This is a genomic window from Rhizobium leguminosarum bv. trifolii WSM2297, from assembly GCF_000271845.1.
Genome location: NZ_JH719392.1, coordinates 795,502 through 812,758, shown reverse-complemented (window position 1 = coordinate 812,758; position 17,257 = coordinate 795,502). Strand labels below are relative to the sequence as shown.

At 60.9% G+C, this 17,257-nt stretch carries 18 protein-coding genes; 12 read left to right on the top strand and 6 right to left on the bottom strand.

What is annotated here, in order from left to right:
* The first annotated feature begins 19 nt into the window (after positions 1-19).
* Positions 20-499, top strand: a complete 480-nt coding sequence (locus tag RLEG4DRAFT_RS59745; RefSeq protein WP_003574366.1) for a class I SAM-dependent methyltransferase — start codon at positions 20-22, stop codon at positions 497-499.
* Positions 500-722: 223 nt separating this feature from the next.
* Here the strand turns inward: RLEG4DRAFT_RS59745 and RLEG4DRAFT_RS59740 are convergent, their stop codons facing one another.
* Positions 723-1,616 carry a LysR family transcriptional regulator gene (locus tag RLEG4DRAFT_RS59740; RefSeq protein ID WP_003574367.1) on the bottom strand — a complete coding sequence of 298 codons (894 nt, stop codon included), beginning with the start codon at positions 1,614-1,616 and terminating at the stop codon, positions 723-725.
* A 69-nt stretch (positions 1,617-1,685) separates the two neighbouring features.
* On the opposite strand from RLEG4DRAFT_RS59740, the gene RLEG4DRAFT_RS59735 reads away from it, so the two are divergent.
* On the top strand, positions 1,686-2,657 hold the full coding sequence (locus RLEG4DRAFT_RS59735) for a quinone oxidoreductase family protein (protein WP_003574368.1): 972 nt from the start codon (positions 1,686-1,688) through the stop codon (positions 2,655-2,657).
* A gap of 36 nt (positions 2,658-2,693) precedes the next feature.
* Here RLEG4DRAFT_RS59735 and RLEG4DRAFT_RS59730 read toward each other — a convergent pair whose 3' ends face one another.
* Both RLEG4DRAFT_RS59730 and RLEG4DRAFT_RS59725 read right to left on the bottom strand, forming a co-directional pair.
* On the bottom strand, positions 2,694-3,572 hold the full coding sequence (locus tag RLEG4DRAFT_RS59730; protein WP_003574369.1) for an FkbM family methyltransferase: 879 nt from the start codon (positions 3,570-3,572) through the stop codon (positions 2,694-2,696).
* Positions 3,572-5,284 carry an adenylate/guanylate cyclase domain-containing protein gene (locus RLEG4DRAFT_RS59725; RefSeq protein WP_003574370.1) on the bottom strand — a complete coding sequence of 571 codons (1,713 nt, stop codon included), beginning with the start codon at positions 5,282-5,284 and terminating at the stop codon, positions 3,572-3,574. Before RLEG4DRAFT_RS59725 ends, RLEG4DRAFT_RS59730 begins: the two co-directional genes overlap by 1 nt.
* A gap of 180 nt (positions 5,285-5,464) precedes the next feature.
* On the opposite strand from RLEG4DRAFT_RS59725, the gene RLEG4DRAFT_RS59720 reads away from it, so the two are divergent.
* The 3 genes from RLEG4DRAFT_RS59720 to RLEG4DRAFT_RS59710 are packed head-to-tail and all read left to right on the top strand — an operon-like array spanning position 5,465 to position 8,113.
* Positions 5,465-6,559 carry a glycosyltransferase family 4 protein gene (locus tag RLEG4DRAFT_RS59720; RefSeq protein WP_003574371.1) on the top strand — a complete coding sequence of 365 codons (1,095 nt, stop codon included), beginning with the start codon at positions 5,465-5,467 and terminating at the stop codon, positions 6,557-6,559.
* A complete protein-coding gene (locus tag RLEG4DRAFT_RS59715; RefSeq protein WP_003574372.1) occupies positions 6,556-7,305 on the top strand; it encodes a polysaccharide deacetylase family protein in 750 nt (249 codons plus the stop codon). The genes RLEG4DRAFT_RS59720 and RLEG4DRAFT_RS59715 overlap by 4 nt, the downstream gene beginning before the upstream one ends.
* A 37-nt stretch (positions 7,306-7,342) precedes the next feature.
* The gene (locus RLEG4DRAFT_RS59710; RefSeq protein ID WP_003574373.1) at positions 7,343-8,113 is read left to right on the top strand and encodes a hypothetical protein; all 771 of its coding nucleotides are present in this window, start codon (positions 7,343-7,345) and stop codon (positions 8,111-8,113) included.
* Between the two features lie 101 nt (positions 8,114-8,214).
* On the opposite strand, the gene RLEG4DRAFT_RS59705 is transcribed toward RLEG4DRAFT_RS59710, so the two are convergent.
* Both RLEG4DRAFT_RS59705 and RLEG4DRAFT_RS59700 read right to left on the bottom strand, forming a co-directional pair.
* Positions 8,215-8,589: a GFA family protein gene (locus tag RLEG4DRAFT_RS59705; RefSeq protein WP_003574374.1), complete on the bottom strand. Its 375-nt coding sequence runs from the start codon at positions 8,587-8,589 to the stop codon at positions 8,215-8,217.
* 115 nt (positions 8,590-8,704) lie between these two features.
* Positions 8,705-9,535: an MBL fold metallo-hydrolase gene (locus RLEG4DRAFT_RS59700; RefSeq protein WP_003574375.1), complete on the bottom strand. Its 831-nt coding sequence runs from the start codon at positions 9,533-9,535 to the stop codon at positions 8,705-8,707.
* 494 nt (positions 9,536-10,029) lie between these two features.
* Here RLEG4DRAFT_RS59700 and RLEG4DRAFT_RS59695 point away from each other — a divergent pair, with 494 nt between their 5' ends.
* Positions 10,030-10,698, top strand: a complete 669-nt coding sequence (locus RLEG4DRAFT_RS59695) for a GntR family transcriptional regulator (protein WP_003574376.1) — start codon at positions 10,030-10,032, stop codon at positions 10,696-10,698.
* Entirely contained in the window at positions 10,695-11,411 is a 717-nt protein-coding gene (locus RLEG4DRAFT_RS59690; protein WP_003574377.1) for a GntR family transcriptional regulator, read from the top strand. The genes RLEG4DRAFT_RS59695 and RLEG4DRAFT_RS59690 overlap by 4 nt, the downstream gene beginning before the upstream one ends.
* 9 nt (positions 11,412-11,420) lie before the next feature.
* Here the strand turns inward: RLEG4DRAFT_RS59690 and RLEG4DRAFT_RS59685 are convergent, their stop codons facing one another.
* Positions 11,421-13,316, bottom strand: a complete 1,896-nt coding sequence (locus RLEG4DRAFT_RS59685; protein WP_003574378.1) for a bifunctional sugar phosphate isomerase/epimerase/4-hydroxyphenylpyruvate dioxygenase family protein — start codon at positions 13,314-13,316, stop codon at positions 11,421-11,423.
* 221 nt (positions 13,317-13,537) lie between these two features.
* Here RLEG4DRAFT_RS59685 and RLEG4DRAFT_RS59680 point away from each other — a divergent pair, with 221 nt between their 5' ends.
* The 5 genes from RLEG4DRAFT_RS59680 (at position 13,538) to RLEG4DRAFT_RS59660 (ending at position 17,241) form a co-directional block, all read left to right on the top strand.
* Positions 13,538-14,368 carry a transporter substrate-binding domain-containing protein gene (locus RLEG4DRAFT_RS59680; protein ID WP_003574379.1) on the top strand — a complete coding sequence of 277 codons (831 nt, stop codon included), beginning with the start codon at positions 13,538-13,540 and terminating at the stop codon, positions 14,366-14,368.
* 285 nt (positions 14,369-14,653) lie between these two features.
* Entirely contained in the window at positions 14,654-15,103 is a 450-nt protein-coding gene (locus RLEG4DRAFT_RS59675) for a type II 3-dehydroquinate dehydratase (protein ID WP_003574380.1), read from the top strand.
* Positions 15,100-15,768: an amino acid ABC transporter permease gene (locus tag RLEG4DRAFT_RS59670; RefSeq protein ID WP_003574381.1), complete on the top strand. Its 669-nt coding sequence runs from the start codon at positions 15,100-15,102 to the stop codon at positions 15,766-15,768. Before RLEG4DRAFT_RS59675 ends, RLEG4DRAFT_RS59670 begins: the two co-directional genes overlap by 4 nt.
* A 10-nt stretch (positions 15,769-15,778) precedes the next feature.
* Entirely contained in the window at positions 15,779-16,420 is a 642-nt protein-coding gene (locus RLEG4DRAFT_RS59665; RefSeq protein ID WP_003574382.1) for an amino acid ABC transporter permease, read from the top strand.
* Between the two features lie 56 nt (positions 16,421-16,476).
* Positions 16,477-17,241: an amino acid ABC transporter ATP-binding protein gene (locus RLEG4DRAFT_RS59660; protein ID WP_003574383.1), complete on the top strand. Its 765-nt coding sequence runs from the start codon at positions 16,477-16,479 to the stop codon at positions 17,239-17,241.
* Positions 17,242-17,257: the final 16 nt, after the last annotated feature.

Sequence of the window (17,257 nt, the reverse complement as noted above, 5' to 3'; positions counted from 1 at the left end):
CACGACGGATACGGAATAGATGAGCCGCCTCGACAGCTTCATTCGCCGGTTGACGGCTCAACGCGACATTCTGAACGCGATCATCGATCTGGTCAGCGAAATCGACGGCCCGGTGCTGGAATTCGGCCTCGGCAACGGCCGCACCTATGATCACCTGCGCGAAAATTTTCCCGACCGCCGCATCGTCGCCTTCGACTGGGAAGTCCGCTCCTATTCGGCCTCGACACCGGAGGCCGAAGACATGGTGACCGGCAATATCCGCGACTCCGGCCAGGCCTTCCTCGGTATTGGTGCCGCGCTTGCCCATGCCGATATCGGCACCGGCCATGACGAGATCGACGCGGTAACGCTGACCTGGCTGCCGCAGCTCATGGCCGGCGTGCTCACCCCAAACGGCATCGCCGTCAGCGGCCTGCCGCTGGAGCATCCGGAGTTGGCGGCGCTGCCGCTGCCGGAGGGGATCAAGGAAGGGCGGTATTTTCTGTATCGGAGGACGTAGGTGTTGTGGGGTAGCGACTACGGTTCCTTAAGCCTGAAGGTCCAGACGATATAGCCGCAGGTTTGACTTGGTGGCGTTGCTGTTGAATCGGCATTTTCCCCTGATCCCTACGATGGCATGGCGTGCGCAGCGTCCGGGGCCTGAGAGGATGTTGCAGCGTGGTTGCCGGTCCTGCCAACGCCGGGAAGCGCGCAAGGTCGACCTTCCTCTTCTGGCCGTTGATTTACTCGGACAAATGGGGCTGGTCGGAATGAGACTTCTTTTTGAACGCGCTCTTGACCGCATCAAGGACGACACGAATAGACGGAACGTCCTTGATCTCCGAGTGCACGACCAACCAAAGCTCTCTTACGAGAGCATGTTCGCTCTCGATGAGCTGGAGATCCCCAGGGACTGCGAAATCGGGGAGCATGACGACACCCCCGTCAAGCCTTGCGGCTGCGACCTGAAACTCCAGAACGGATGATCTCAACGCAATTTGGCGGCCCGCGGCCACCTCCTTGAGACGCAGCTGTTGCGGCGAGGCATTCATCGCTTCATCGTAGCCAATAAAAGTCCATTCGGACGGCGCAAAGGTTTCGAGGTAACGCTTCGAGGCGAAGAGACCGAAAGTCATCTCGTGGAGCTTAACGATCGAATAGTCGCCATCTTCCGGTCTTGACAGTCGGACCGCGATGTCCGCTTCGCGCCGGTTCAAGGACGTAAACCGCTTCTCGCCAACAAGCGTAATCTGAACACCCGGATGATCTCGCCGGATTGCCACGATCGGTTTTGCCAGAAGCACGCTCGAAAGAGCGGGAGGGGCGCTGATCCTCACGTGGCCATGCACTTCCGTAGCGCTGCTGCGCCCAATCTGCTCGACTGCAGCAGTTTGCAAGGCAATGACGGCCGCATGCTTGGCAACCTTCTCGCCTTCCGGAGTGAGAATGACGCGCCGCCCGCGACGGTCGATGAGCTTGCGATCCAGCGTTGCCTCAAGCGATGAGACGCGCCGGCTTATCGTCGCGTGTTCGACGCCCAGCTGCTTCGCCGCGCCGAGAAGTGTTCCCGACTGCGCCAAAGCCAGAAAATGCCGCAAGTCGTCCCAGTCAAGTTGTGTGAATTTGTTCCCATTCATTGTGCAGCAATAGGGAATTTTCACACGTTTGGCCAGCCGCTAACCTATGCGCATCAAGGAGATCCAAGGATGCCAGATCAGATCGTAATGTTGAACGCCCCAGGCGACGTCACGCGGTTTCAGTTACAGGATCATCGTTCCGTTGATCCCGGTCGGGGCGAGATAAAAATTCTTCATGAAGCGATCGGGACCAACTTCCTGGACATCTATCATCGGAAGGGCATCTATCCGATGCCCTCCTATCCGGCCGTGATCGGTGTTGAAGCTGCAGGTGTCGTGACAGCGATCGGTCCTGACGTCACCGACTTGAAAGAGGGCGACCGGGTGGCATATGCGGGGCCGCCGGTCGGAGCCTATTGTTCGACAAGGACCATTGCCGCTGAAAGAGTGGTCAGGCTTCCCGATGCGGTTTCGACCAAAACGGCTGCGAGTTCGCTGCTCAAAGGCATGACGACCTATATGCTGCTGAAGAAGACGAGCGATGTTGGCGGCGGAAGTCGTATTCTAATCCACGCGGCCGCTGGTGGGCTGGGAAGCATCCTCGTTCGCTGGGCCAAGTCGCTCAATGCCACGGTGATCGGCACCGTCAGCACTCCCGAAAAGGGGGTGCTCGCCAAGTCCTTCGGCGCGGATCATCTGATCGTCGGGCGAGGGGCCGATATCGTCGCAGAAGTCCAGCTGCTCACCAATGGCAATGGCGTTGACGTCGCCTTTGATGGAATTGGCGGTGATATGCTGGTCAAAAGTCTTCGTTCGGTCCGAGCCTTCGGGATGGCTGTCACCATCGGGCAAGCCGCCGGACCGGTTCCACCGGTTCCGGTCGAGGAACTTCGACCCGGCAAGTCGCTCTCTCACCCGAGCATCATGGCCTGGTGTGGCGATATCGAAAGATACCGCGAGGCGGCGCAGGCGGCAGTCCAGGCCATGGAAACGGGGATCGTCTGTCAGATCGCTGCCGAATTCAGCCTGGCAGATGTTGCAAGAGCGCATCTCGAACTGGAGTCAGGGCGGGCCGCAGGCAGCATTTTGCTGATACCTTAGGGCATGGCGCGCAAAGGTGCGGCTCTGAAGCCGCCTCTACGGCAAAAACAGCACATTGTACTGCTCAAACTCCCCCGGCAGATCCCGCACCTTCATCTCCTCCTCGCGATCCTCGAACAGCACGAGGCAGTCCTCGTAGAAGCCCGACAGCATCGATATGAAGGCCTTCGTGCCCTCCGGGCCGTAGAACAGCGGCGTGAACTCCATATGGAGCGGCACGCGACGGGCAAGTAGCGGCTGCATCGACCGACAGGCGACTGGCTCGTAGCCCTCGATATCCATCCAGATCAGGCCGATTGCGGCCGGATCGATCGAAAGGCCGGCGAGGATTTCGGAGACCGGCTTCACCGGCACGCTGATCTTCCTGTCGGTCTTGCTCTGGCGGATGGCACTGCTCTTGCCGTGGTTGTTGAGGTTGAGGAAAAAGTCGATCTCGCCTTCGCTCTCACCGGCGGCGCAATTAACGAACCGGACCTTTTCCTCCAGCCGGTTCTGCCGAATGTTGAGTTCGAGCAGCGGAAAATTGCGCGGATCCGGCTCGACGCTGACGATATGAGCGTAGGTGTTGCTGAGCGCAAAATAGACGGTCTGGGTGCCGATATTGCCGCCGATCTCGAGCAGCGTCGCATCCTTTCGCAGTAGGCCGCGCTCGCGCAGGATAACGATCAACCGGTCGACGGCGTCGCGCTCGAAATGGCCCTTCCGGAAGACCTTGCGGCCGATATAGTCGGCGGGCGAGAAGGTCATCAGGTGGTCGCCGGCATCGACCGTCATCGAGACGACGCGGGGGCCGATATTCTCGATTAACAGCCGGCGGCCGAAGCGGGTGTCGAAGAAGCGCGAGGCGGCTCTGTTGCGCGCCTTGCGCAGCCGGCGGCTCCAGTATTTGGCGGTCAGCCATGGCTTGCCGGGCATCAGTCTTTTCCTTTGAGCGGTGCTACCGCTTTCTCTCTCGGAATGACATAGACTTTCAAGGGCAGAGCCCGGCCGCGTACACTGATTTCCCGGCTTTCAATGCCGGAAAGATCGGCGCCGGAAAGGTTCGCCACCGGTTCGGAGATGACGATCGCCGCCTCGAACTCCTTGGCCGCACTTTCCAGCCGGCTCGCGACATTGACCGTATCGCCGATCGCCGTCATGCTGCGCACCCGGCCATATCCCATCGTGCCGACGACGGCCGGGCCGGTGTGGATGCCGATCGCGATGCGCAGCGGCAGCGCCAGTTCCTCGGCTAATTCCTCCGCGAGTTTCTCGATCTCGGCGACGATCGCCGCGGCGGCCGTCAGCGCCTGGCGGCAGGCTTGATCGGGCGCGGTGTTGAGGCCAAAGAGCGCCATGGCCCCGTCGCCGATGAACTTGTCGAGCCGCCCGCCGGCCTGCTCCACCGCCTTGCCGATGATGGCGAAATAGCGGTTCAGCAGGAAGACGACATCGAAGGGCAGGCGGGTTTCCGTCAGCGTGGTGAAATGGCGGATGTCGACGAACAGCACGGCGATCTCGCGTTCGCGGCCGGGGCTGGTCTCCTGGCTGTTGGCGGGAAGGGCGGCTTCGACTGCCGGCACGAGCAGCGGCGCGACCGCAACATCGCGGTTCGGGCGAAGCTGGCAGGCGAGCCGGACATCCGGGCCGGCATTGATGCGCCTCAGCGTCGTCTGTTCCATCTTGTCGGGGCCAGGCAGGCTGTCGTAATCCCCGAGGATCTGCACCCGGCAGGTGGAGCACTGGCCCTTGCCGCCGCAGACGGAGTAATGCGGCAGGCCGCCGAGCCGGCTAGCTTCCAGCACCGTGAAGCCGCGCGGCACGCGGATCACCTCGCCGCCCGGATAATGCACGGCCACCTGGTCGAGCCGCTCCTTTAGCCGGCGCCGGGCGCGGGCGGCGACGACGACCAGCAGCGAGGCCGAGAAGGCGCCGTAGAGGCCGGCGCGGACGCCGGCGATCTGGGTGCGAACCTCAGGATCGGAGAGATAGTGGGCGTTGAGGTTCACCTCGTAGGGATTGGTCGTCAGCTGATAGGAGGGGTCGGCAAGGGTGCGGCCCATCTGCACGAAGCCGAGAACCGAGAGCACGGGCACGAGGATTGCCAGCGCCAGGAGCAGTGGCGCGGCGCCTGCATACCATGGGCGGTAGCGCAGCCAGAAATGGATGCCGATGCAACCGTGAAACCAGACGGCGATGACGCCGAGCACCTGCCGTACACCCGTCGCCGGCGCTTTGATCCACTGCAGTTCGACGACCGCCTCGTAATCGTCGATATAACCATAGAGGGCGTGGGCGATACGCGTGCCGATGACATGATCGATGAGTAGCAGCGGGATCAGCAGGCCGAGCACGATCTGCGCCGTTTCGCCCTTGGGCATCACCAGGCTGCGGCGCATGTAGATCGCGCGCAGCACCAGCGCCATATGGATCAGCACCGACGAATAGAACACCGCCGTGCCGACGGGATTGCGCCAGATGGCGAGGAAAAGGTGGCGGGCCTTGTCGGCGGCGGCGAGCGAAATCAGCCCGATCGCATGGTTGGACAGATGCATCAGGACAAAGATGAAAATGACCAGGCCGGAACCAAGCCTTGCCCTTCTGATCGAGCGCTCCGAAAAAATCCCTGTGACTGAGGCCGTCGTCATTCATTCCCGTTCTTGTCGATGCAACCGCAGCCTCATAGAAATTGAGAAAGAGGCGGAATTGCTTCGATCGCGATCACATTCCATATGCTTATGCGCAAGTTTTAGGGAAATGGACAATAGTGGAGTTTCGCAACCGGGCATGCCGGCCGGAAACACTGTGTCTTCATATGAGGGTTGTGCATGCGGGTGGCTTTTTACGCGCCGATGAAATCGCCGAACCATCCGGTGCCGTCAGGCGACCGGCTGATGGCGCGGCTGCTGATCCGAGCGCTGGAGATCGCCGGGCATGAGGTCGAGATTGTCTCCGAATTCCGCAGCTATGCCGCGACACCGGAGGCGGCAGCGGGCCTCGAGCCGGCAATCCGTGCCGAGCTGCAGCGGCTACGGGAAAAGTGGACATCAGCGCAGCGACCCGAGCTCTGGTTCTGCTACCACCCCTATTACAGATCGCCCGATTACTTCGGTCCGGTGATTTCAGCCGAATTCGCTATTCCCTATGTAACGGTCGAAGCTTCCTATGCGGCCAAACGCGACCGGACCGGCTGGGCCGGCCAACAGACGCTCGTGGGCGAAGCGATCAGGCGGGCGGCGGTCAATATCAGCTTCACCGAGCGCGACAGGGCGGGCCTTGCTGCCGCCATCCCGCAGGCGCGGCTTGCCGGCCTGAAACCCTTCATCGATACGGCGTTGTTCGAGAAGGTGTTGCCGGTTCCCGATCCACGCCGGCTGATGACGGTGGCGATGATGCGGGCCGGCGACAAGATGGCGAGTTATGCAATGTTGGCAAAAGCGCTGCGGCTGGTCGAAGACCGGCCCTGGACGCTTGCCGTCATCGGCGATGGTCCGATGCGACACGAGGTGCAGGCCCTGTTTGCAGACCTCCCCGCCAGCCGCATCGAGTGGCTGGGCGAGCGGAATGCGTCAGAGATCGCCGGCATGCTCGGGCGCGGCGGCCTCTATGTCTGGCCGGGCTGCGGCGAGGCTTACGGCCTTGCCTATCTTGAAGCCCAGGCCGCCGGCCTGCCTGTCGTTGCGCAGGAAACGGCGGGGGTACCCGCGGTGGTCGAGGCTGGGGTGACCGGCTTGCTGACGCCCGATGGTGATGTCGCAGCCTATGCTGCGGCCATGGCAGCCCTGGTTGACGACGCGGAAAGACGCGAGGCCATGGGGCAGGCTGCGCGGCGTTTCGTACTCGAGAAGCGCTCGTTGGCGATGGCGGCCGAGCGGTTGGACGGAATTTTGCAGGATTATGCAGCAACAGGAGTGATGGGATGACCGACAGGATGCGCTGGGAGCCGCTGCGCCGCGAGCTCGACCGCTGGCAGACCGCCGGCCGCGTCGCCCGCTTCTGGCTGCGGGACGACGATGCGATCGAACCGACGCCTGATCTGGAGACGCTGTTGGCATCGGCCGGCGACAACGCGGTCCCGCTGACGCTTGCCGTCATTCCCGGCCTGACCGGAGAAGCATTGGCGGCGCGGCTGGCGGAGGAAGCAGGTGTCAGCGTCGCGGTGCACGGCTGGTCGCATACGAACCATGCCGGGCCGGAACGGAAAAAGCAGGAACTGGGGGCCGAGCGGCCGGCGGAAATCGTGCTCGGCGAGCTGCGGGACGGGTTCCGGCTGCTCCAGCGTCTGCATCCAGCCCGCTTCCAGCCGGTCCTGGTGCCGCCGTGGAACCGCCTCGACGCCGCCCTCATACCAGCGCTGCCGGACCTCGGATTCGCAGCACTTTCGGTCTATGGGCGGGCAAAGCAGGGCGGGCCGATACCGCTTCTCAACACCCATGTCGACATCATCGATTGGCACGGCACGCGCGGCGGCCGAGCCGAAGAGGAGCTGGTGGCAGAGCTGGTGGCGGAGTTGCGCGACCGCTTTGCCGGCAGCGACGAGCCGATCGGCGTGCTTACCCACCATCTGGTGCACGATGCGGCAGCCTGGCATTTCTTGTCGGCCTTATTTGCGGTGACGAGCCATCCCGCCGTCTGCTGGTTGCCGGCGGCGGCACTTCTCAGGAGTTAGACCTGAGTGTTAACCGCTCAGGGCAACGGGTGTTCTTATGATAAACCGCTCTCCGCAAAGCAGTCTCCTGAAACACAGGATACGCTCCGACGCGGAAAAGGCCCGCCTTTGCGCCGCCAACAATGCGGACCTGTATCAGGCGATTTTTCGCGCCCATCGACTGCCTGACCAGCGCACTGATGCGTTCTGGTCAAGCGATGCGATTGCACCGCCATATTATTCGAACCTGACGACACTCGATCCGGAGGCCATCGAGGAACAACTCGCCGAAATCGGCCGGCTGACAGATCGGCTTGGGCGGCGATGCGGCTTGAAAGACGGGTTTTCCACGCTCGATCTCATCAGCAAGGGATTTCGGCTGTTATTTTCGGCGTCATGGATATGGGCTGAGTCTCCGACGATGGCAGCGCGTGTGCCTGAGGATTGGAGCCGCGTTCGCGATGCGGCGGAACTGAATCTTTGGGAGCAGGCTTGGAAGCAATCGGGTAGCCCCACCGAAGCAAAAGTCTTCACGCCAGCCCTGCTGGCCGATCCCGACATGCATATCTACGGTCAACCAGCCGGCGACAGATTTGAAGCTGGCTGCATCGTGAACCGTTCGGCGGAGGTTGTGGGCGTTTCCAACATTTTTCACTTGCCCGGCACGCCGCCAGCCCTCAGAGACGCCATTTCTGTGGCCGCTATTGCCTTTTTACCTGGTTTGCCACTTGTCGGATATGACAGGGGCGAAGCACTAGACGAGATGATAGGACTGGGTTTCAGGTCAGTCGGCGAATTGCGGATTTGGGTATCTGGCGAGGACGCATAGGCATCCGGTCGCCCGGCTTCGCGACGAAAAGTCTGACGCCCACCACGGTGATGCGGCGATGCCGGACGAGGGCGGCCATCGGAACGCTTCCAACGTCCCGCTCATCTTCGGTCTTGTTCATGCTGCTCGGCGCCTTCTACCGGTTGCAGCCAAGGTTCGCGGCGCTTGATCCAAAGTTCGTAGCCCGGGACCAGCGGCGTTGGCGCATCGGACAGGATGCCGAGTTTGATTTCCGCCTCCTCGTCATCGAGGGAAAACAGCCGTGAACCGCAGCCGGTGCAGAAATGCCGGCCTTTGAACTCGCGGGTTGCTCCCGAGTGCTCAAATTGGCCGGCGGGCCACATTCCATAGAAGGTGAAGGCCGAACCGCTTTCCTTCCTGCAGTCCGTGCAATGACAGATACCGACGCGTAAGGGCTCGCCGCGAACAGAGAGGTTCACCTGCCCGCAAAGGCATTGTCCGGAAAATACGGTCATGGCTGATACCCGTTTTGGCGTTCTTGCGATGCCGAGAAAACGGTCTGGCTCGCGATCGGTTCCGCAGGAAGCTCAAGCGCGGCCCCCTGCAGCCGGCGAAACCGGCCTGCAGCTATCAGATCAAGACCGTCTGATTGTCGCGGGCGGCGAAGGTTTCGGGGAAGACGGCTTGTGCCTGCGTTTCCATCTCCGCCAGCTGCTCGTCCGTGCGCGAGGGAGCGTGGTGGAAGAGCGCGAAGCGCTTAGCGCCGGCGATCTTTGCCAACTCGGTGCCGTGCTGCCAGGTCGAATGGCCGAAACCCTTGAACCGCTGCATCTCGTCTTCATTGTAGGTGCAGTCGTAGACGACGAGATCAGCATCCCGCATCATCTCCAAGGAGATCGGATCGTGAGCGCCCGGAATATGCTCGATGTCGTAAATCAGCGCGACCGAGCGGCCCTGCCATTCGATGCGGTAGCCGATAGCGCCACCCGGATGGTTGAGCATGAAGGTCTTGATCTCGATACCCTCGTAGGGCGTCAGTGCCTGGCCGGGGTGGAAGTCGCGGAAGTTCATCGTCGCCTGGCAGATGTCGGTCTTGACCGGAAACCACGGTGGGCTGATGAACTGCTCGACCATTTCCCGCGTGCTCATCTTGCCGTCGAGATGGCCCGACCAGATGTTGACGTTGATCGAAGGATAATAGATCGCCTTGAAAAAGGGCAGGCCGATGATGTGGTCGTAGTGGCAGTGGCTGAAGAACAGGTCGACGTCGCTGACGCCGTCGGCGAGCAACGACAGGCCCGCCTCGCGCAGGCCTGAGCCCGCGTCGAAGATCATCCGATGTTTTCCGCAGCGAATTTCGATGCAGGATGTGTTACCGCCGTAGCGGTCGAACTCGGGGCCCGAAACGGGAATACTGCCGCGGACGCCCCAAAATTTTACCTGAAACAGTTCTGTCGTCATCTTTCTTCAAACCGGCCTTCCCGCATCGCCATCGTAATCATAGTTTATCCCGATGCGAAGCAGCAGAATTTTACGGGTTTGCCTGTGTCCCTTTCATTCTCCTAACCGCTAGCGGAAGAAGGAGTAGATTTTCCTAAGCAATCGGCTTTCGCGTCGGAAAGCAACCCGGTATGGTTGGTTTTCGGTAAACGGTCTGCTGGGGCTGGGACATTCTCCCGTACTCATGCCTATTAGATGGTTGCGCGCGATTGAAAAAACAATTGCCGTCGTTCTAGGCCCGAATCCACTGTGAACCGCTCGCGTTAAGTCTCCACGAAACGCCGTGCAGCCGGGACCCCACGTTGGCGGGCGTGGGTGGATTTCTCGTCCCGTCTCAACCGCAGAACCCCGTATCATATGAGAAAATTCTATTGGCTCAGGCGCGAATGTTTCCTTGATCGGCCCCGCCGAAAAGCGATATATCGGATGATATGAGAAATATAAGAGACTCGGTGATGCTGCAGCCTGTCGTAAACGAGACCATCGCCGAGAGCAGCTACCGGCGCATTCGGGCCGACATCATTTTCGGGCGGCTGGTGCCCGCCCAAAAGCTCAAGCTCGAAAACCTGAAGGAGTCCTACGAGACCAGCATCAGCACGCTGCGCGAGGTGCTGAACCGGCTCTCCTCCGAGGGTCTTGTTGTCGCCGAGGGACAGAAGGGGTTCGAGGTCTCTCCGGTGTCGGTTTCCGATCTTAAGGAGACGGCGGCGATGAGACTGCTGCTCGAAAGCCATGCCTTGGAGCAGTCATTCGCGCATGGAGATGTGGAATGGGAGGCGCCGCTAGTCGCCGCCCACTACAAATTGGCGCGGATGGAGAAGGTCATGGCATCCGGCGATACCAGCAGGGCCGAGGACTGGAAGCGCTACGACTGGGAGTTCCACCAGGCGCTGATTTCCGCCTGCGGATCGAAGCTGCTGATGCAGACCCATTCGGTCATCTTCGACAAATATCTGCGCTATCAAATGGTCGCCCTGTCCTACCGGGGTGACGTCGCCGCCGTCGAACATCAACAGCTTTTGGACGCGGCGCTGCGGCGGGATGCGGAGACCGCCAAGCGGGTGCTCGCCTTCCATATCCAAGGCGGCGTCGAGCATGCCTTGGCGCGGGGGACGTTGAAATGACAGCGGATGCTCGCCGGGCCATCTCACCAGGAAAAGCCACGCTCAAACAAGTCCACGACCCCGCCGAAACGGTCAGCGATGTCGTTTTCCGGCAGATCCGCGAGGATATCATATCGGGGGTATTGCCGCCGGGGGCCAAGATCAAGCTGGAGCAGGCAAAGGAGCGCTACTCCATCGGCATTTCGTCGCTGCGCGAAATTCTGAGCCGCCTGACCACGGAGAACCTCGTCCTCGCCGAAGGGCAGCGTGGTTTCGAAGTCAGCCCGGCTTCGCGGCGGGAATTGCTGGAACTCGCCGACCTGAGGATCGTGCTTGAAACGCATGCGATCGGCCTTGCATTCGCGGCGGGAAATCTCGAATGGGAAGGGCGCATCGTCGCTGCCCATCACCGTCTGGCTGCCGCCGAGCGCAAGCTGCTCGCAGGCGACGTCTCGCGCACGGTCGATTGGGTCCGCTACGATTGGGAATTCCATCAGGCAATCGTTTCGGCCTGCAATTCAGCGACGCTGATGGCGACATTGTCGTCCGTCTTCGACCGCTTTCTTCGCTACCACATGCTGGCCGAAAGCTTTCGCGGCAAGCCTGTCGTCGACGACCACAGGCTTTTGTTCGAACTATCCATTCAGCGTGACGTCACTGGGGCCACCGAGGTGGTCAGACGGCACGTTCAAAGCGGCGTCGAACACGTGCTGAAGAGTGGCCGCATTCTCTGAACCAGGAAATTAATCGGCATCTTTCGGAATGCCTTCCGGGCGCATCTGCCTTTTCAGTGCGGCGATCCGGAAAATGGCGTTCGGCGCGCCATATCCACGATAGCCGCGCCGCTCGACGATCTCGAAAAAGAAACCCTCTCCATAGGTGCCGCTGTAGAGCTGGAAGTACTCGCCATGCTCGTCGCGGTCATAGAGGATGTTCTCCGCTTTCACCCGGTCGGTCATTGCAGGATCGAGGCCGAAGCGGGCTTCGACGTCATCGTAATAGTTCGGCGAAATATGCAAGGATCTGAAACCGCAGGCGCGGAGCTTTTCGGCGGTTGCAAATATGTCATCGGTTGAAAATGCCAGGTGCTGGATCCCGGACCCGAACTTCTCGGCAATGAAATGCCCCGCCAGGGTGCGGCGGTTTTCGGCGCCGTTCATGGTAATGCGCAGCGCGCCTGACTGGTTCTCGACGACCTGGCTGCGCACCACTCCGGCCGGATCGATGATGTCGACCATCGGGGTCTTATGGGTCTCGAAAATCGAGGTATAGAACAGCAGCCAAGTGAGCATTTCATCATAGCCGACCGTCTGGGCGACGTGATCGACGCGCAAAAGACCGGCCGACGCCGTGTTGGTATCATCAGTGACCGGCCGGAAGTCGATTTCGGAAAAACGCCCCAGGGCGCTCTTGTCGTCGATGAGATAGACGAGCCCGCCGCCAACGCCCCGAATGGCCGGCAGCTCGAGTTCACCCTCGGCGACCGGCTGGGTGAAGGGTTCGGCATCGAGAGCAAGCGCGCGTGCATAGGCCTTTGGCGCATCGTCGACGATAAGCGCGATGGCATAGGCAAACGTGCCGTGAACGGCATAGGCTGCATTGGCAAATCCTGCCTGGTCGACGTTAACGAGGATCCGGATCTCGCCCTGCTCGAACAGAGAGACTTTCTTCGTGCGGTGGACGGCGGTCTGTTTGAATCCGAGCGTGCGCAGCAAGGCCACCAGTTCGACTTCATCCTGTTCGTCCGTGGCAAACTCGACAAAGCCGACACCTTGAACGGCAGCCCTTTGCGGCATCGCCGCCCCGGTCATGCTGGCGGCGCCCAGATGGCGGCGCACTTGGTCGCCCAGATAGATCAGCGAGCGGTGGCCATCGGCGGCGATACTCCGCGACAGGCCGCCTCGAAACTGATCGTTGAAAATCTCCAGGGAGAAATAGCCGTCATAACCTGTGGCAGCGACGGCTTCTGTGAAGGCCGTGACCGGAAGGTCGCCTTCGCCGGGCATATTTCGGAAGTGGCGGCTCCAATAGAGCAGGTCCATGTCGATCAGCGGCGCATCGGCAAGCTGGACGATGAAGATCTTCTCTTTGGGAATCGAGCGGATCGAATTGACGTCGATCTTGCGTGACAAGGTGTGGAAACTATCGAGGATGAGACCGACATTCGGATGATCGGCGCGCCGCACGATTTCCCAGGCGTCGCGGTGGTCACTAATATGGCGACCCCAGGCGAGCGCCTCGTAGCCGACCCTCAGTCCACGCTGGGCGGCACGCTCGCCGAGTTCCCGGAAATCCTCAGCTGCCCGGTCGATGCCGCCCAAGGCCGCCGGCGAGACGTTCGAGCATACCAGCACCAGGTCCGTTCCAAGCTGCTGCATGACGTCGAACTTCCGTTCGGCGCGATCGAAGGTGCGGCTGCGCAGCGGTTCCGGCATGCCCTCGAAATCCCGGAACGGCTGAAACAGCGTGATAACAAGGCCATGGTCGCGGACGATTTTTCCGACATCGGCCGGGCTTCCGTCGAAGGCCAGGAAATCATTTTCGAAAATCTCGACGCCGTCGAACCCCGCCCGGGCGATCGACTCGAGCTTTTCCGGCAGTTCGCCGCTGATCGTCACAGTCGCAATCGAGGTCTTCATATCAAAACCCTTTCGGCATCCACAGCCAGCCGCGAAAAATCGCTCTCACCTATTATTGCAAATCTCTTGAGGAATTCAAATAGCTCGATGTATCATAAATTCTCATATGATTTTGAAAAACTCTGTTGATTTAGCCGTCTGTCTCTGGCAATCATTTCTCCAACAGTCAAAAGGTGAGGTGGCTGTCCGGTCGAAAGGCCGCCAAAAGAGGAGGAAACATAATGTTCAAATCTATGCTGACGCGCCGAAACGCGATGCTCGGTGCTGCGGCCCTGGTGGCTGCCGTCACCTTCGCACAACCGGCCGCCGCCATCACGCCTGACGAAATCAAGGCTCGCGGTAAGATCATCGTCGGAATCCAGGGTGACAACCCGCCTTGGGGCTTTGTGACCAGCGGCGGCAAACAGGACGGCCTCGACGCCGACATCGCGACACTGTTTGCCAAGGAACTGGGTGTTACCGTCGAGTTCGTGCCGCTTGAAGTCAACAACCGCATTCCGGCACTGACGGCCGGCCGCGTCGACGTTCTGTTTGCAACCATGGCCATGCTGCCGGATCGCGCCAAGGCCGTGCAGTTCAGCAAGCCCTATGTTGCCAATGCCATCGTTCTGATCGGTCCCAAATCGGCGGAGATCAAGACCAACGCCGATATGGCCAAGTTCACGGTCGGCGTCGCCAAGGGCGCTGCACAGGACACACAGGTGACCAAGAATGCGCCTGAGGGCACGACGATCCGCCGCTATGATGGAGACGCTGCGAGCGTTCAGGCCCTGGTTTCCGGCCAGGTCGATACGCTGGGCGGCAACATCTTCTATATGGACCGGGTGAACAAGGCGCGCCCGGGCGAATTCGAAAACAAGCTTGAATTCCAGAAGCTCTACAACGGCGCTTGCACGCGTCTCGGAGAGAAGGAAATCAATGCGGCGATCAACACCTTCATCGACAAGATCAAGGCAAACGGCGATCTCAAGGCCGTCTATGACAAATGGATGAAGGTCCCGGTGCCGCAATTCCCGGAAACGCTGGAAGGTATCCCGTTCGCAGCGAAGTGAGCGAACGGTAGAGGATGGCTGCCCTTACCCTAACCCTCTCCCCGCTCGCGGGGAGAGGGAACTTGCCCTGCGAAGAGTTGGTGGGGACGGAGAGGTTGGCGCATATCACCTTCTCCCCGCGAGCGGGGGTCCGAAGGAGGGGTCGAGACCACAGGTTCGACCCGACCGGGTGGCGGCAGCCGGATGAAGGGCAGGCGGCGATCTCCAGACGAACCTTATCCATGAAGGCGGGCATGCCGATGCCCGCATCCAATCGACCTAACCCGAGGCCCTGAGGTGCGCGACATGACCAGAACCATCTTTGTGCTCAACGGACCGAACCTGAACCTGCTCGGTGAGCGCGAGCCCGCCATTTACGGCTCGACGACCTTGGCCGACATCAAGGACAAGTGCCTGGCAAAGGCGGAAAGCCTCGGCTTTGCCATCGATTTCCGCCAGACCAATTTCGAAGGCGAGCTGGTGGAAAGCGTGCATCAGGCACGCAAAGAGGCCTGCGGCATCATCATCAATCCGGCCGGCTATACCTTCACCTCGATCGCGCTGCTCGATGCGCTGAAGATGTTCGATCCGCCGAAAATCGAGCTGCATATTTCCAACGTCCATGCCCGCGAGGAGATCTATCACAAATCCCTCGTCTCGCGCGTCGCCACCGCCATCATGATCGGCTTCGGCGCCCGCGGTTATGAGCTCGCCATAGAAGCCATGGCCGGCATGGTGGGGGCTTCGAAGGCATGAATTACAAGTTGGATTTCACCCCCGTTATCGATGGCCTGCCGAGCCTCTTGCTCGGCTGCCTCGGGACATTCCTGCTTGCCATTTGTGGAATGCTGCTGGCGATCATCATCGGAATTGGCGGCGTTGCCCTGCGCGACTCCGCCGTCAAGCCGGCGCGCTGGCTGGTCATAGCCTTCGTCGAATTGATCCGCAACACGCCGTTCCTGGTCCAGATCTTCTTCATCTACTTCGCGCTTCCGCTCACCGGCATCCGGCTGGATCCAACGCCGACGGCGATCATCGCGCTCGGCATCAACGGCGGCGCCTATGCGATCGAGATCATTCGCGGCGGCGTCCAGTCGATCCCCAAGGGGCAGATGGAAGCCGGACTGGCCCTAGGCCTGCATAAAGCGCAGGTCTTCCGACTGATCATTCTCAAGCCGGCATTGCGGGCAATCTATCCGTCTTTGACCAGCCAGTTCGTGCTGCTGACGCTGACCACCAGCATTGCATCGGCGATCTCCGCCTATGAGCTGACCTCGGTTTCCCAGCGCATCGAATCGGAGAGCTTCCGCAGCTTCGAGGTCTACTTCACCGTCACGCTTTTCTATTTCGTGATTTCCTGGGTGATGATGCGCCTGTTTGCGCTATTTTCGGCCCGCTACTTCAAATATCCCATCAAGTAGGAGGAATTTTATGGGTCACGACGAGTTCGTCTTCCTCCTGATCGGTCTGAAATGGACCGTGGTGCTGTCCGCCGTCGGCTTCGTCTGCGGCTGCATTGCCGGGCTCGGCGTTGCTCTCGCCCGTGTCTCGGGCAACCCGCTCTTGGAACGCGTCACCGCCGGCTACATCGCCGTCTTCCAGGGAACGCCGCTGCTGATGCAGCTTTTCGTAGTCTATTACGGACTGGCTCTGATCGGGCTGATGCTCGATGCCTGGGTGGCCGTCGCCATCGGGCTGACGCTGCATGCCAGCGCCTATCTTGGCGAGATCTGGCGCGGATCGATCGAAGCGGTGCCGCGCGGCCAGACGGAAGCGGCAAAGGCGCTCAGCCTCCGATACGTCTCCCGCATGAGGGATGTCATCCTGCCCCAGGCGCTGCGTATCTCGCTGCCTGCCACGATCGGCTTCCTGGTACAGCTGATCAAGGGCACCTCTCTTGCCTCAATCGTCGGCTTCACCGAGCTGACGCGGGCCGGCAACATCATCTCCAACCAGATCTTCCAGCCGCTGACGGTCTTCGGCATCGTCGGCATCCTGTACTTCCTGATGTGCTGCCCGCTGACAATTCTCGGCGCGCGCCTCGAGCGAAAGTTCGCCGTCTCCGCGCGCTGAAACCGCATCCCCTTGTTATTCGATGCGGCCGTGCCCGCCTCTCCTGGAGTTCTCCGATGACCAGTCCCATTCCCGCCCAGGCCGCAGAAACGATGATCTCCATGGCGCAGGTGGAAAAGTGGTACGGCTCGTTCCAGGCCCTTCACGACATCAACATGACGGTGCGCAGCGGCGAGAGGATCGTTCTGTGCGGCCCTTCCGGCAGCGGAAAGTCGACGCTCATTCGCTGCATCAACCATCTCGAGACCTACCAGAAGGGTGAAATCCGGGTCGGCGGCATCGTACTCAGCGACCAGGCCAAAACCATCGATGCGATCCGCCGCGAGGTCGGCATGGTCTTCCAGCAGTTCAATCTGTTTCCGCATCTGACCGTGCTGCAGAACTGCATGCTGGCGCCGATGAAGGCGATCGGCGTCGGCAGGGCGGAAGCCGAGGAGCGCGCCCGCGGACTGCTCGAGCGGGTCAAGATCCTGGAGCAGGCCGACAAATACCCGGTCCAGCTTTCAGGCGGCCAGCAGCAGCGTGTCGCCATTGCCCGCGCGCTCTGCATGCGGCCGAAAGTGATGCTGTTCGACGAACCGACGTCGGCGCTCGACCCGGAGATGGTCAAGGAGGTGCTGGATACGATGATCGCGCTGGCCGACGAGGGCATGACGATGATCTGCGTCACCCACGAGATGGGCTTTGCCCGCCAGGTCGCCGATCGGGTGATCTTCATGGCCAGCGGCGCGATCGTCGAAGAAGCCCCGCCCGCCGAATTCTTCACCAATCCGCAGCACGAGCGGACCCGAAAATTTCTCGGAGAGATCCTGCGGAAATAGGGACAAGGCCGATCCG

What these genes read in the sequence shown, in the direction of transcription:
- RLEG4DRAFT_RS59745 (WP_003574366.1), top strand. Translation starts at nt 20, where the DNA reads ATGAGCCGCCTCGACAGCTTCATTCGCCGGTTGACGGCTCAACGCGAC.
- RLEG4DRAFT_RS59740 (WP_003574367.1), bottom strand. Translation starts at nt 1,616, where the DNA reads ATGAATGGGAACAAATTCACACAACTTGACTGGGACGACTTGCGGCAT.
- RLEG4DRAFT_RS59735 (WP_003574368.1), top strand. Translation starts at nt 1,686, where the DNA reads ATGCCAGATCAGATCGTAATGTTGAACGCCCCAGGCGACGTCACGCGG.
- RLEG4DRAFT_RS59730 (WP_003574369.1), bottom strand. Translation starts at nt 3,572, where the DNA reads ATGCCCGGCAAGCCATGGCTGACCGCCAAATACTGGAGCCGCCGGCTG.
- RLEG4DRAFT_RS59725 (WP_003574370.1), bottom strand. Translation starts at nt 5,284, where the DNA reads ATGACGACGGCCTCAGTCACAGGGATTTTTTCGGAGCGCTCGATCAGA.
- RLEG4DRAFT_RS59720 (WP_003574371.1), top strand. Translation starts at nt 5,465, where the DNA reads ATGCGGGTGGCTTTTTACGCGCCGATGAAATCGCCGAACCATCCGGTG.
- RLEG4DRAFT_RS59715 (WP_003574372.1), top strand. Translation starts at nt 6,556, where the DNA reads ATGACCGACAGGATGCGCTGGGAGCCGCTGCGCCGCGAGCTCGACCGC.
- RLEG4DRAFT_RS59710 (WP_003574373.1), top strand. Translation starts at nt 7,343, where the DNA reads ATGATAAACCGCTCTCCGCAAAGCAGTCTCCTGAAACACAGGATACGC.
- RLEG4DRAFT_RS59705 (WP_003574374.1), bottom strand. Translation starts at nt 8,589, where the DNA reads ATGACCGTATTTTCCGGACAATGCCTTTGCGGGCAGGTGAACCTCTCT.
- RLEG4DRAFT_RS59700 (WP_003574375.1), bottom strand. Translation starts at nt 9,535, where the DNA reads ATGACGACAGAACTGTTTCAGGTAAAATTTTGGGGCGTCCGCGGCAGT.
- RLEG4DRAFT_RS59695 (WP_003574376.1), top strand. Translation starts at nt 10,030, where the DNA reads ATGCTGCAGCCTGTCGTAAACGAGACCATCGCCGAGAGCAGCTACCGG.
- RLEG4DRAFT_RS59690 (WP_003574377.1), top strand. Translation starts at nt 10,695, where the DNA reads ATGACAGCGGATGCTCGCCGGGCCATCTCACCAGGAAAAGCCACGCTC.
- RLEG4DRAFT_RS59685 (WP_003574378.1), bottom strand. Translation starts at nt 13,316, where the DNA reads ATGAAGACCTCGATTGCGACTGTGACGATCAGCGGCGAACTGCCGGAA.
- RLEG4DRAFT_RS59680 (WP_003574379.1), top strand. Translation starts at nt 13,538, where the DNA reads ATGTTCAAATCTATGCTGACGCGCCGAAACGCGATGCTCGGTGCTGCG.
- RLEG4DRAFT_RS59675 (WP_003574380.1), top strand. Translation starts at nt 14,654, where the DNA reads ATGACCAGAACCATCTTTGTGCTCAACGGACCGAACCTGAACCTGCTC.
- RLEG4DRAFT_RS59670 (WP_003574381.1), top strand. Translation starts at nt 15,100, where the DNA reads ATGAATTACAAGTTGGATTTCACCCCCGTTATCGATGGCCTGCCGAGC.
- RLEG4DRAFT_RS59665 (WP_003574382.1), top strand. Translation starts at nt 15,779, where the DNA reads ATGGGTCACGACGAGTTCGTCTTCCTCCTGATCGGTCTGAAATGGACC.
- RLEG4DRAFT_RS59660 (WP_003574383.1), top strand. Translation starts at nt 16,477, where the DNA reads ATGACCAGTCCCATTCCCGCCCAGGCCGCAGAAACGATGATCTCCATG.